This is a genomic window from Rhizobium sp. MHM7A (assembly GCF_005862215.1).
Classification (GTDB): domain Bacteria; phylum Pseudomonadota; class Alphaproteobacteria; order Rhizobiales; family Rhizobiaceae; genus Rhizobium; species Rhizobium bangladeshense.
In genome coordinates, this window is the sequence record NZ_VCHT01000004.1 from 146539 (window position 1) to 159313 (window position 12775).

10 protein-coding genes and 3 tRNA genes are annotated in these 12775 nt (G+C 60.6%); 6 read left to right on the plus strand and 7 right to left on the minus strand.

Annotated features, from left to right (window positions below):
- The first annotated feature begins 33 nt into the window (after positions 1-33).
- Positions 34-1191: an aminotransferase class I/II-fold pyridoxal phosphate-dependent enzyme gene (locus FFR93_RS16900; protein WP_138394084.1), complete on the plus strand. Its 1158-nt coding sequence runs from the start codon at positions 34-36 to the stop codon at positions 1189-1191.
- A gap of 40 nt (positions 1192-1231) precedes the next feature.
- Here the strand turns inward: FFR93_RS16900 and FFR93_RS16905 are convergent, their stop codons facing one another.
- On the minus strand, positions 1232-2566 hold the full coding sequence (locus FFR93_RS16905) for a DUF2778 domain-containing protein (RefSeq protein WP_138394085.1): 1335 nt from the start codon (positions 2564-2566) through the stop codon (positions 1232-1234).
- A 207-nt stretch (positions 2567-2773) separates the two neighbouring features.
- The gene (phaC, locus tag FFR93_RS16910; protein WP_246661334.1) at positions 2774-4624 is read right to left on the minus strand and encodes a class I poly(R)-hydroxyalkanoic acid synthase; all 1851 of its coding nucleotides are present in this window, start codon (positions 4622-4624) and stop codon (positions 2774-2776) included.
- Positions 4625-4769: 145 nt separating this feature from the next.
- Between phaC and FFR93_RS16915 the strand changes: the two genes are divergently transcribed.
- From FFR93_RS16915 to recJ, 5 genes are all read left to right on the plus strand, one after another.
- Positions 4770-5183, plus strand: coding sequence for a hypothetical protein (locus FFR93_RS16915; RefSeq protein WP_064709081.1), 414 nt, complete (start codon positions 4770-4772; stop codon positions 5181-5183).
- A gap of 221 nt (positions 5184-5404) precedes the next feature.
- Positions 5405-6622 carry an LL-diaminopimelate aminotransferase gene (locus FFR93_RS16920; RefSeq protein ID WP_064709191.1) on the plus strand — a complete coding sequence of 406 codons (1218 nt, stop codon included), beginning with the start codon at positions 5405-5407 and terminating at the stop codon, positions 6620-6622.
- Positions 6623-6686: 64 nt separating this feature from the next.
- On the plus strand, positions 6687-8012 hold the full coding sequence (locus tag FFR93_RS16925; protein ID WP_064709080.1) for a homoserine dehydrogenase: 1326 nt from the start codon (positions 6687-6689) through the stop codon (positions 8010-8012).
- A gap of 156 nt (positions 8013-8168) precedes the next feature.
- Complete coding sequence (locus FFR93_RS16930; RefSeq protein ID WP_064709079.1) at positions 8169-8414, plus strand: hypothetical protein; 246 nt, start codon at positions 8169-8171, stop codon at positions 8412-8414.
- A gap of 80 nt (positions 8415-8494) precedes the next feature.
- Positions 8495-10297 carry a single-stranded-DNA-specific exonuclease RecJ gene (gene recJ, locus FFR93_RS16935; RefSeq protein WP_138394086.1) on the plus strand — a complete coding sequence of 601 codons (1803 nt, stop codon included), beginning with the start codon at positions 8495-8497 and terminating at the stop codon, positions 10295-10297.
- Positions 10298-10344: 47 nt separating this feature from the next.
- Here recJ and FFR93_RS16940 read toward each other — a convergent pair.
- From FFR93_RS16940 to gloA, 5 genes are all read right to left on the minus strand, one after another.
- Positions 10345-10419: transfer RNA gene (locus FFR93_RS16940), tRNA-Glu, on the minus strand.
- A 175-nt stretch (positions 10420-10594) separates the two neighbouring features.
- Positions 10595-10669, minus strand: a tRNA-Glu gene (locus FFR93_RS16945).
- A 74-nt stretch (positions 10670-10743) separates the two neighbouring features.
- Positions 10744-10818: transfer RNA gene (locus FFR93_RS16950), tRNA-Glu, on the minus strand.
- Between the two features lie 199 nt (positions 10819-11017).
- Positions 11018-12094, minus strand: a complete 1077-nt coding sequence (locus FFR93_RS16955; RefSeq protein ID WP_138394087.1) for a D-Ala-D-Ala carboxypeptidase family metallohydrolase — start codon at positions 12092-12094, stop codon at positions 11018-11020.
- Positions 12095-12260: 166 nt separating this feature from the next.
- Positions 12261-12701: a lactoylglutathione lyase gene (gloA, locus tag FFR93_RS16960; protein ID WP_138394088.1), complete on the minus strand. Its 441-nt coding sequence runs from the start codon at positions 12699-12701 to the stop codon at positions 12261-12263.
- Between the last annotated feature and the right edge of the window lie 74 nt (positions 12702-12775).

A 12775-nucleotide genomic window follows, 5' to 3' on the forward strand; every position in this document is an offset into this window, starting at 1 on the left:
GCCATTATCGAAGAAGTCGAGCGAGAAGCGATCTTGTTTTCCATATCCAAACGCAGCGAAGTCGAGCCTTTTCATGCCATGGACGTTTTGGCGGAGGCGACGAAGCGGCGGGCAGCCGGCCAGCCCGTCATCTCCATGGCGGTCGGTCAACCCTCGCATCCCGCGCCTCAGGCTGCTCTCGAAGCGGCACGCGCCGCACTTGCCGAAGGCCGGATCGGTTATACCGATGCACTGGGGACGGCGCGGCTGAAATCGGCGCTCGCCTGGCACTACAAGGACCGTCACGGCTTGGACATCGATCCCGCGCGCATCGCGGTAACCACCGGTTCCTCGGCAGGCTTCAATCTTGCCTTTCTGTCGCTTTTCGATGCCGGTGATGCCGTGGCAATCGCAAGACCGGGTTATCCCGCCTATCGCAATATTCTCGGCGCCTTGGGTCTGAACGTTCTCGAGGTGCCGGTGACGGCCGAGACGCACTTCACCCTGACGCCCGAGAGTCTAGAAGCGGCGCAGCAGCAAAGCTGCGTCAGGCTGAAAGGCGTGCTGCTCGCCAGCCCCGCCAATCCAACCGGCACTGTGACCGGCCGCGACGGGCTGAAGGCGCTTGCTGATTATTGCGCCGCCCAGTCCATCGCCTTGATCTCCGATGAAATCTATCACGGGCTGACCTTCGCCGGCGAAGAGGCGAGCGCCCTTGAGCTGACGGACGAGGCGATCGTCATCAACTCCTTCTCCAAATATTACTGCATGACCGGCTGGCGAATCGGCTGGATGGTGTTGCCGGAGCGGCTGGTGCGGCCGATCGAGCGGGTGGCGCAGAGCCTCTATATCTCCCCGCCCGAACTCTCCCAGATCGCAGCGGTAGCCGCGCTTGGCGCAAGCGAAGAGCTCGATCATGTCAAGACGAGCTATGCCGCAAACCGCGAGCTGCTCCTCGACCGCCTGCCCAAGATGGGCCTTGCGCCCGCTTCGCCGATGGACGGCGCCTTCTACGCTTATGTCGATGTCTCGCGCTTCACCAATGACAGCATGGGTTTTGCCAAGCGCATGTTGGCCGAAATCAATGTCGCGGCGACGCCGGGCCTGGACTTCGATCCGCTGGAGGGACATCGAACCCTGCGCCTTTCCTACGCGGGCTCGCAAGGAGAGATAGCCGAGGCGGCGGAGCGGATAGCAGTCTGGCTGAAGTAGGGCTGCGTGGGCAAGCGGCTACTTGCCCACTGCTGCTTAATCAGCTTCCCGAGGAAAACAGTGAAGCGAGTGTCGAAGCCGGCTTGTTGTTCAGCCGCGGAACCACCACCAGCTGCTTGATCTCACCGCGTTTGAAGGCGGCCAGGAAGCGCTTATAATCCTTAAAGGACACGCAGCCGTTGGAATCCCCGTACTTGCCGAGCATATAGGTGTGGGCGAGTAGGCCGACGCGGTCAAAGATGGCGTCCGAGCCTTCGACCGGCGTCAGGCGGATCGCCTCGACACCGTGAAAGAGGCTCTCGCGCATGGTAAGGACATAGGTGTGCGGCGGCGTCGGCCCGCGCATCTTCTTGTCGGCGTAGCGCGGCTTGTCGCGCATCTTGCCGAGACCGGAATGGGCCTCCAACCGTTCGCCATTCGGCAGATAGACGGTGCTGTTTTCGATATCATAGATTGCGACACCTGCCCGCAGCTTCGGCGAAAAGACCGGCTTGTCGTAGCGCGGCACGGCATCGTCCTCGTCGTCTTCGATCGGCGAGTTCGGCTGGGCATAGGCCAGAACAGACCCGGCAGAGCGCTGTGCACCCTTGGCGACCGCTGCCGGTTTGCCAATGAGCCCGTCCGGACGCGCCATCGGCAACGGCACGGAACCTGCGTCGGGTGACAGGACGAGATCGAAGGGTTGATCCTCTGCCGCTGCGACCATCACCGGTGCTGAATCTGTTGTAGGAACTGAGGCGGTCCTGACAGAATCGATCGGCTCGATCGGGGCGGGGGCGATCTGCCGGGGGCCTGCCTCGGCCAGCGCTACCATCGCCTGGAGTTGGGCCGCGGCGACGGATTCCTTTGATGGGACGATGATTCGGTTGGCGTTATCTTCTTCAATCTCTGCCGAGGCGAGCTCGACAGACGGCGGCGCGATCGCATCGTCCTTGCGGAACTTGGCGCTGTCGGAAATCGCGGCAAGGAGGGGTTGCTCGGCAGCCTTGGTGAGCCGATTGTTCTTCGTAAGAGCCGCCAATGCCGTTGCTGCGGCGGCAGTCTTTTCAGCATGCGACTGGATGAGGCTTGCTGTCAGCGGCATCTTTGGCTTCGCGTTGAAGGCGGCCAGCCGGTCACCTTTGCCGACGTGGATCAACCGCTCGAGGCGAGTTGACGGCGCCACCTTCGGGGCGGCCCCGATCTGTGCCAGGCTGTCTGGTGGAGAAAAGTGCCCGGCCACCGAATGCATCGTTGCCAAGGTCGCGATCAGCCATGTTGAGGTTAAAAGTCCGGCGCTGACGACACCGTAAAGAAAGCCGCGAGATTTGCGCGAACGCAAAACAGATCCGCCAAGAGGGGCGACGTTATCCAACGTCCCAACCGCAAACGCCATACTACACTCGTCTTTCAAACTCGCTACGCAGGCCGGCGGCACTGACTGACTAAACTTCGCCGGGGCCGGTAGGGCCGCAGAAGGGCCGAATTTAGGCCGCCTGCGACTTCCGACTGTTTCGCAAGGATGACGAATTATGGTTTCTAATTTGTTTACGTGATATCGCTGTTTCTTACGACGTCGCAAAAACAGAAGCGCGCCGGCTTCTCAGGTGCGTTCCATCACATAACTTCCCGGCGCCTCCTCGATTGCGTTCAGCGCATCGCCGCCGGGTTTGCGCGCGCCAACGCGCCGTCCGTCATGCGTCTCGATCCAGGCCTGCCAGTGCGGCCACCACGATCCCGGCGTCTCGGCGGCCCGCGCGAGCCAGGTCTCATAGTCGCCCTTGGCCGGGCCGCCCGTCCAGAATTGGTATTTCTTCTTGTCGGGCGGGTTGACGACGCCGGCGATATGTCCCGAGCCGGTGACGACGAATTCCACCTTGCCGCCGAAAAACTGGCTGCCGAGGAAGACCGATTTGGCGGGCGCGATGTGGTCTTCGCGGGTGGCGAGATTATAGATCGGGATCTTCACGTCCTTCAGCGATACGCGCTTGCCATCGAGAATCATCTCGTTCTGCGTCAGAGCATTTCGGAGATAGCAGTTTCGCAGGTAGAAGGCGTGGTTTGCCGCCGCCATGCGCGTCGAATCGGCGTTCCAGAACAGGAGATCGAAGGGCAGGGGCTCTTGGCCCTTGAGGTAGCTGTTGACAAAATAAGGCCAGATCAGCTCGGAAGCGCGCAACATGTTGAAGGCCATCGACATCTTCGTGCCGTCGAGATAGCCGGCGGCCCGCATATGCTCTTCGAGGGCTGCAAGCTGCTCCTCGTCGACGAAGACCTTGAGATCGCCGGCATGGGTGAAGTCGACCTGCGTGGTGAAGAGCGTGGCGGTCTTGATGCGTTTGTTTTTCTCCTTGGCATGCAGCGCCAGCGTTGCCGCCAGTAGCGTGCCGCCAACGCAGTAGCCGACGGCGTTGACTTCCTTTTCGCCGGTCGCCTTCTCTATCGTCTCGAGCGCGAAATCGATGCCTTCGCGGGCATAGGCTCCCCAGTCCTTCTCCGCGTGACGCGCGTCCGGGTTGACCCAGGAGATGACGAAGACGGTCTGGCCCTGATCCACGCACCATTTGATAAAGGATTTCTGCGGGTTGAGGTCAAGAATATAGAACTTGTTGATCCAGGGCGGGCAGATCAGCAGCGGCCGCTTCAGAACCGTATCGGTCGAGGCTTCGTACTGAATGATCTGGCAGATATCGTTCTGGGCGATGACCTTGCCCGGCGTCAGCGCCATGTCGCGGCCGACGGCGAATTTGGTCATGTCGGTCTGCCGAAGGCGAAGCTCGCCATTCCCGGCAGCGATGTCCTCGGCGAGCATCTTCATGCCGCGCACCAGGTTCTGGCCTTTGCTTGCAATCGTCTCGCGGTAAAGCTGCGGGTTGGTAGCGATGAAGTTGCTGGGCGAGAGTGCTGCCGTGATCTGCTTCACATAGAAGCTTGCCTTGTGCTTGGTGTGCTCGTCGAGACCGTCGGTCTCCGACACCAGCTTGTCCACCCAGTCGGTCGTGACGAAATAGACCTGGCGGAGAAAGTCGAAGAAAGGATTTTTCTGCCAATCTTCGTCGGCGAAGCGCTTGTCGTTGCGAGTGTCTGGTTCGGGCGGCAGCGGCTCACCCTGCATGCGCTGCATCGAGCGCATCCAGATGCCGAAAAACGATGACATCAGCTCTGTCTGCGCCTCGAAGGTGCGACGGGGATCGGAAATCCAGTATTCGGTGACCTTGGAAAGCGTCTTGACCATATCGGTCATCGGATCGATCACGGTGTCGGTGATCTCGCCGCGTTCGCGCGGCGCAAGCCAGGCCGAGGCGGCTTGCCCGAGATTTTCGAGCGCCCGGGCGAAATTCATCGCCATCGTCTCGGGATCCTTCAACAGATAGGGATCGAGATCGGCCGCGTCGAAACCGGTCTTGTCGCCATTCTTATGGCCGCCACTCTCCTGCTTGCTGTCGGTCACCATTTCCTCCGGCGGCAGCACCCATTTTATCCATTCGTTGTACATCGTGATCGAACGAGAAAACAAGTTCCAGCCGCATCGGCTCGTGCTATTGCTTTGTGGCTACGACAAATTTAACAGTCGAAGCAGTCAGAACTGGATTTGAGGCATGACGAAGAACGGCATTCGGCGCATCGCAACCTTCAACCGCACCGCATTGATCTGCGCCGCGGCGGCGATGACGCTTGCCGGATGCAATCTGACGGCGGAGGAAAAGGCCGCGGCCGCCGCTAGGCGAGCGGCGCCGACCGCCGTCGTCATGCCGGCCACGAAGGGTGAGCCGGTGGAAGGCGGTCTGACGAAATCGCCGGACGGCTACCCGAATTTCGGCGCGCCGCTGACGGCCGCCAATGTCCAGATGAGCGATGAGCAGGCGGCCGAACTGCAGCATCAGTTGACCGCGCTCGCCGCCCGGCGCAAGGCCGGCACGATCTCGGAAGCCGAATATCAGGCCAAGGTCGCCGAAATGCGCCGCCTTGCCGCCGAACACGGTGCGCAGACGCTATCCGAAATCTCCAAATAAACCTTGCCTTTCAGGCAATTTGGACGCAAAGCCTTCCGGATGGATCGGAAGATGCGAATTTCCCGATAATGCGTTGTTGCGCGGCCTTTCCGTCAAAGATTCGCCGCGTGGCTTGGGTCTGATGAATACGGCGCTGCGATTGTGAGGTTCGTGTCGCAGCCGCCGGGAGACGGAACGAACTTCGACCGCGGCCCAAAAGTCGCCTTTCCATGGGGAATGAAATGGAAGAGTTTCACAAAGTCCGGCGTTTGCCGCCTTATGTTTTCGAACAGGTCAACCGTTTGAAAGCAAGCGCGCGAGCGGGCGGCGCCGATATCATCGATCTCGGCATGGGAAACCCTGACCTTCCCACTCCCCAGGCGATCGTCGACAAACTGTGCGAGGTGGTGCAGGATCCGCGCACGCACCGTTATTCCTCCTCCAAGGGTATACCGGGCCTGCGCCGCGCCCAGGCCGCCTATTATGCCCGCCGCTTCGGCGTGAAGCTCAACCCGGATACGCAGGTGGTCGCCACCCTCGGCTCCAAGGAAGGCTTCGCCAATATGGCGCAGGCAATCACCGCGCCCGGCGACGTGATCCTTTGCCCGAACCCCACCTATCCGATCCACGCCTTCGGCTTTCTGATGGCCGGCGGCGTGATCCGCTCGATGTCGGTGGAGCCGGACGAGACCTTTTTCCCGCCGCTTGAGCGCGCGGTCCGGCATTCGATTCCGAAGCCCTTGGCGCTGATCCTCAACTATCCCTCGAACCCGACTGCCTTTGTCGCGACGCTCGATTTCTACAAGGACGTCGTCGCCTTCGCCAAGAAGCACGACATCATCGTGCTCTCGGACCTTGCCTATTCGGAGATCTATTTCGACGGCGCTCCGCCGCCATCGGTCCTCGAAGTGCCGGGCGCGATCGACGTGACGGTCGAGTTCACCTCGATGTCGAAGACCTTTTCCATGCCGGGCTGGCGCATGGGCTTTGCCGTCGGCAACGAGCGGCTGATCGCTGCGCTCACCCGCGTGAAGTCCTACCTCGACTATGGCGCCTTCACGCCCATCCAGGTGGCGGCGACACATGCGCTGAACGGCGATGGTTCCGACATCGCCGAAGTGCGCAACGTCTATAAACGTCGCCGCGACGTCATGGTCGAAAGCTTCGGCAAGGCCGGCTTCGAAGTGCCGCCGCCGGCTGCCACCATGTTCGCCTGGGCGAAGATCCCGGAAAAGTTCCGTCATCTCGGTTCGCTGGAATTCTCCAAGCTGCTGGTCGAGAAGGCCGACGTCGCGGTTGCCCCGGGCATCGGCTTCGGCGAGATGGGCGACGACTATGTCCGTTTGGCGCTTGTCGAAAACGAACACCGCATCCGTCAGGCTGCGCGCAACATCAAGAAGTTCATGTCGACGGCAGATGAGACGATGCATAACGTCATCTCGCTGAACGCTCACCGTTAATTCCAACCGCGAAGACAGCCGCGGAACTGCGGCTGTCTCTCACCAGACATTTCAGGATCGATCCATGGCAGATGCCCTCAAAATCGGCATTGCGGGCTTGGGCACCGTTGGCGCCTCGCTTGTTCGCATCATTCAGCAGAAGAGCAACGAGCTTGCCGTCACCTGCGGGCGTCCGATCACTATCACGGCGGTCTCCGCGCGCGACAAAACACGGGATCGCGGCATCGATCTTTCCGGCGTCACCTGGTTCGACCGGCCCGAGGACCTCGCCGAAAAGGGCGACATCGATGTCTTCGTCGAGCTGATGGGCGGCGCCGAAGGGGCTGCCAACATTTCCGTGCGCGCCGCACTCCAGCGCGGTCTCCATGTGGTGACAGCCAACAAGGCGCTGCTCGCCTATCATGGGGTCGAGCTTGCGACGATTGCGGAAGAAAAGGGATCGCTGTTAAATTTCGAGGCGGCGGTCGCCGGTGGCATCCCGGTCATCAAAGCGTTGCGTGAATCGCTGACGGGCAACGCCGTCTCACGCATCTATGGCATTATGAACGGCACCTGCAATTACATCCTCACCAAGATGGAAAAGGAAGGGCTGTCCTTCGCCGAATGCCTCAAGGAAGCCCAGAGGCTGGGTTATGCCGAGGCTGATCCCGCCTTCGACATCGAGGGCAATGATACCGCCCACAAGCTCGCAATTCTGACAACGCTTGCCTTCGGCAATCGCATCGCGGCTGACGACATTTATCTCGAAGGCATCACCAATATCTCGATCGAGGACATCCACGCCGCCGCCGAACTCGGCTACCGCATCAAGCTGCTCGGCGTTGCCCAGCGCACCGAGACCGGCATTGAGCAGCGCGTGCACCCGACCATGGTCCCGGTCGATTCCGTCATCGCCCAAGTCGACGGCGTCACTAATGCGGTGGCAATCGAATCCGACGTGCTCGGCGAACTGCTGATGGTCGGCCCGGGCGCTGGCGGCAATGCGACGGCCTCGTCCGTGCTTGGCGATATCGCCGATATCGCGAAGAGCCAGCCGGGGGCCCAGCGCGTGCCGGTGCTCGGTCATCCCGCAAAGGCGCTGGAGCCCTACCGCAAGGCGCAGATGCAGAGCCACGAGGGAGGATATTTCATCCGCCTGACCGTGCTCGATCGCACTGGCGTCTTTGCAAGCGTTGCCACACGCATGGCGGAAAACCACATCTCGCTGGAATCGATCGTCCAGCGCTCCAAGCAGCACCTGGCGCCATCGCATCACCAGACGATTATTCTCGTTACCCATGCGACGATGGAGGAGTCGGTGCGCAAGGCGGTCGCCTCAATAAAATCCGAAGGCTATCTTTTCGGCGAGCCGCAGGTAATTCGTATCGAACGGCCAAAAGAAGAAGCCTGAGCATTTCAAGCCCGGAAGCAAAAGCCACCCTGTCTCTGACAGGGTGGCTTTTTCTGTTAATCGTTCCGTCTCCCCTTACGGAAGTTTATATTACCAAATGCCGAAATATTGATATAAATAAAACCATAGATGGTGAGTCGTCGCGTGGAGCATTTCATGAGCAAGGACAGCCATGCCGGGAAGGAGCATGGCTGCCCGAGCAAGGCGCCGCCAGCCCGTCCCGATATGTTTGCAGACATCCTCAAGCCGGTGCGCCGTGACTTTCGTGAAAAGAGCCTTGATGAGGCCCTTGATGACGAAGAGACGCAAGGCCGCAACTGGGCCATCCTGCTGACGCTCTTTTCGTTCTTGTTGGTGCAGATCGGCGGCATCGCGGTGATCGTCTGGCTGATCTTCTGGTAAAAATCCGTGTCTGCAAATCCATCGCTATGTTATCTCCGCTGCTCCTGTAGAAACAGCAGATGAAGTCAGCGGAGTTTGGCATGGCAGATCTCGTCGATCCGGTACAGCGCGCGTTTCTCGGCGTGGAGAAATCCGTACTCGACAATCGTTGGGTTGCAAGACTCGATCAGGCCGGCCAGAACCGCGCGCTCGCCATCTCGCAGATTCACGGGCTGCCGGATCTGATCGCACGGGTTCTCGCAGGACGGGGCGTTCCGGTGGACGAAGCGATCGAATTCCTCGATCCGACGATCCGCAGCCTGATGCCCGATCCGCACACGCTTACCGATTGCGAGAAGGCCGCAATCCGCCTCGTGAATGCAATCGAGCGCGGCGAGAGCGTGGTAATTTTCGGCGACTACGACGTCGACGGCGCTGCCTCCTCGGCGCTGATGTTCCGCTTTCTCAGCCATTTCGGCGTCAGGGCGAACATCTACATCCCCGATCGCATTTTTGAAGGTTATGGCCCAAATCCGGCGGCGATCAACCAGCTGATCGACAATGGCGCCCGGCTCATCGTCACCGTCGATTGTGGGTCCACCAGTCACGAGGCGCTTGCGGCGGCCGCCGCGCGCAATATCGATGTCGTCGTCATCGATCACCACCAGGTGACACATGAACTGCCGCCATGCCATGCACTCGTCAATCCGAACCGTGAAGACGATCTCTCGGGGCAGGGGCATCTTTGCGCAGCCGGTGTCGTGTTCATGGTGCTGGTCGCGACATTGCGGCTGCTGCGCGCGGCCGGCAACAAACGCATCCTGGCGCTCGATCTACTGCAATGGCTTGATATCGTGGCGCTAGCGACGGTCTGCGATGTCGTGCCGCTGAAGGGCCTCAACCGTGCCTATGTGGTGAAAGGGCTGGTCGCTGCCCGGCACCAGAGCAATGCCGGCCTTGCCGCGCTCTTCCGCAAGGCGGGGCTTGCAGGCCCGGTAACTCCTTATCATTTCGGCTTTCTGATCGGCCCGCGCATCAATGCCGGCGGGCGGATTGGTGACGCCGCACTCGGAAGCCGGCTTCTGACGCTCGATGATGCTGGCGAGGCGGAGGTGATCGCGCAGCGCCTCGACGAGCTCAACCGTGAACGTCAGGCAATGGAAGCCATGATGCTGCAGGAGGCGGAAGCCGAGGCGCTTGCCGAATATGGCGACGGCGAGGGCGCCTCCGTCATCGTCACTGCCCATGAGAAGTGGCATCCGGGTATCGTCGGGCTGATCGCGGCGCGGCTGAAGGAGAAATTCAAACGGCCGGCCTTCGCGATCGCCTTCGATCCCTCCGGCCGCGGCACCGGCTCCGGCCGCTCCATCAACGGCTTTGACATGGGCAGGATGGTGCGGGCTGCGGTCGAGGAGGGCATCCTCGTCAAGGGCGGCGGCCATGCCATGGCCGCGGGGCTGACGGTCGAGCGTGCCGATCTCGGCAGGCTGAGGACCTTCTTCACGGAGAAAGCGGCAAGGACCGTGGCGAGTCTCGTCGCCAACGAGACGCTGAAGATAGACGGTGCGATCGGCGCAAGCGGCGCCACCCTTGAACTCATCGACCGTCTGGAGGCCGCCGGCCCCTACGGCTCCGGCCACGCTCAGCCACTGTTTGCCGTACCGGCTCACCGTGTTCGAGATGCACGCCTGGTCGGCGAGAAACATGTGAAGGTGACGCTGGAGGCAATGGACGGATCGCGGCTCGACGGAATCGCCTTCCGAGCCGCCGATACCGGCCTCGGCAATCTTCTCATCAATTCACGCGGCGCGACTGTCCATGTCGCGGGCTCGCTCGGCGCCGAACATTACCAAGGTGCACGTCGCATCCAGCTGCGCATCTGCGACGCAGCGCCGGCAAGATAAACGGCTGCGAGAAACGGTGGCGATTGAGCAATTTAGATGAAATAAAGTGGCACGCCCTAGGGGAGTCGAACCCCTCTTCCCAGAATGAAAATCTGGTGTCCTAACCGATAGACGAAGGGCGCTTCCTTCGTGGTGGCGCCCTTATAGTCAGCACCTTTGAAAGCCGCAAGCGCCAAGGCGCGAAAAAATCACCGTTTTCGCCGATTTTTTTGTGCTGTGGAAAACCATGGCATCACGAGGTGGCGGATAGCCGGAAATACGAACCGGCGAAGGGGCGGCGGCACTGCTTAGGCTCGATGGTACGCCCTAGGGGAGTCGAACCCCTCTTTACAGAATGAGAATCTGTCGTCCTAACCGATAGACGAAGGGCGCAGGCCACTTGCTAAAATAGGCGCGCGCGCTGGCTTCTGCAAGCGGATGCGATGGCTACTAATATGGAGAGAAAGTGGCACGCCCTAGGGGAGTCGAACCCCTCTTCCCAGAATGAAAATCTGGTGTCCTAACCGATAGACGAAGGGCGCTTCCTTCGTGGTGGCGCCCTTATAGTCAGGCACTTTCGATCCCGCAAGCGGCAAATTCGATTTTTCTCAAAAAAATGACAGATATTCCGGCGGCAATGGTAATCTGAGATTACCGCTGCCAAATCAAAGGTTTGCAGAGCCTCCCAGAAGAAGATGAAATTCAGCTGACGTAGGGTGAGGGAACTTCGCGCTCGCGGTTTCAGATCGCTCTTGCAGTGGTCACCGGCGCCCGTTTGCCGCCGCAACCCCAATTCCAGTCGCGGGTCTTGCCGGTGTCGAGATGGACGGAGTCGGTGTGGCAATAGGTGCCGACGCCGCCGCGATCCGGCAAGGAACGAATATAGGCGGCGATATCCCACTTGGACACGCCGTCGATCTGAATGTCCGCGGCCTCACAGCTCTTGTGCATCGATTCGTCAGCGCCGCCGACCATGCGGTTGTGTTCTTCGTTGCGATAACCCGAGGTAACGATGACAGGTCTGCCGAAATGGCTTTCGACCGCCCTGATCACTTTCAGCAGGTCCGGCTTGAAGCAGCCGACTTCGACATGATCATTCTGGACATGCAGCCCGTTTGGCGCAACACGCGTCATTCCGGGCAGGGCCGCCTTGTGCAGAAGGCCGGAAAGGCTGCCGAGCAGGTTCTGCTTCGGTGCGCTGTAGAGGGCGTTTGTCGTCGATGCCGGAATTCCGCCCGTCGCCAGCGAGACTGTCTGTGCGGGCGCAGGCTGCGTGCTGGAATTTTCTGACGATTGCTGTGGCGGCACCGGCGCTGCCGGCTGTCCAGGCGCGGTGGGTTGGCTGTAGACGCTGCTTTTTGCAGGTACCACGCCTTCCGTCGGCCCATAGGCCTGGGGCTGGATGATAGTGGAGGTGCCGTTATTCTGCGGCAGCGGCTGGTGATCCGAAAAGATGCTCATCGCCTGCGCGTTGATCCGTGTCGACTGCATCACGAGCCCGCCAATGTTTGCAGGCGCCGGCATTACCGGATCAGCCGGCGGGACGGCGGCATTCGGATCTCCTGCTACCATCTGCGGCGCTGACTGGGCGCCGGAGACATTGACGAGCCGGGGGTCGGAATAGACTGAACGCGGCGAAGATTTCACGGGCGTCGTTGCGCCAAGCTGGGGCTCTGCGGCTGTCGCCGCCGGAGGCGCCGGAATCGCTGCTGCGGAATCAAGCGCCTTCTTGTTCGATACGCAGCCCGACAGCACCAGCATGGAAGTGGCGATCAGCAATGCGCCCATTATGGGCATCCGCGTCTCAATATTACACAAGCAATCGGTCTCCGGTTGATGCGAAAAACGGCGATGTATTGCCCTCCTCCGCTTCGAGTCACCGGGAGATTGCCTGTGGGGCCGGATCGCGGCAAGCGCCAAGGCGCCGGCCGGACCCGAAATCGCAAAAGCCGCAAGCTTCGCAAAAGCCTTGCGGCCAAAACCCCTACCAGGCGCCGGTATTGCCCATAGAAGCCCAGGGTTCGGCGGCCGGAAGCGGGCTTCCTTTCTGCAGGATTTCTATCGAGATGCCATCTGGCGAGCGCACGAAAGCCATGTTACCGTCGCGCGGCGGCCGGTTGATGGTGACGCCGTTATCCATCAGCTTCTGACAGGTCGCGTAAATATCATCCACCTCATAGGCGAGGTGGCCGAAATTGCGTCCTCCGCTATAATCCTCCGTATCCCAGTTGTAGGTAAGCTCGAGGCAAGGGGCTTTTTCGCTGCGCGCACGGTCGAGATCGTCGCGCGCGGCCAGGAAAACCAGGGTGTAGCGGCCCTTCTCATTCTCGTGGCGGCGAATCTCCTCCAGCCCGAAGAGCGTCGTATAAAAGGCAAGCGAAGCGTCCAGATCTTTGACGCGAACCATCGTGTGGAGATAACGCATTCTATCTACTCCTATATTGGGGCTGGCCCTTTTCGGCTAGCCGTGGTCAGCTTCGGGCAAGCCATCATCATAAA

Coding starts and splice junctions, on each gene's coding strand:
- FFR93_RS16905 (WP_138394085.1), bottom strand. CDS start 2,566: ATGGCGTTTGCGGTTGGGACGTTGGATAACGTCGCCCCTCTTGGCGGA.
- phaC (WP_246661334.1), bottom strand. CDS start 4,624: ATGGTGACCGACAGCAAGCAGGAGAGTGGCGGCCATAAGAATGGCGAC.
- FFR93_RS16915 (WP_064709081.1), top strand. CDS start 4,770: ATGACGAAGAACGGCATTCGGCGCATCGCAACCTTCAACCGCACCGCA.
- FFR93_RS16920 (WP_064709191.1), top strand. CDS start 5,405: ATGGAAGAGTTTCACAAAGTCCGGCGTTTGCCGCCTTATGTTTTCGAA.
- FFR93_RS16925 (WP_064709080.1), top strand. CDS start 6,687: ATGGCAGATGCCCTCAAAATCGGCATTGCGGGCTTGGGCACCGTTGGC.
- FFR93_RS16930 (WP_064709079.1), top strand. CDS start 8,169: ATGAGCAAGGACAGCCATGCCGGGAAGGAGCATGGCTGCCCGAGCAAG.
- recJ (WP_138394086.1), top strand. CDS start 8,495: ATGGCAGATCTCGTCGATCCGGTACAGCGCGCGTTTCTCGGCGTGGAG.
- gloA (WP_138394088.1), bottom strand. CDS start 12,701: ATGCGTTATCTCCACACGATGGTTCGCGTCAAAGATCTGGACGCTTCG.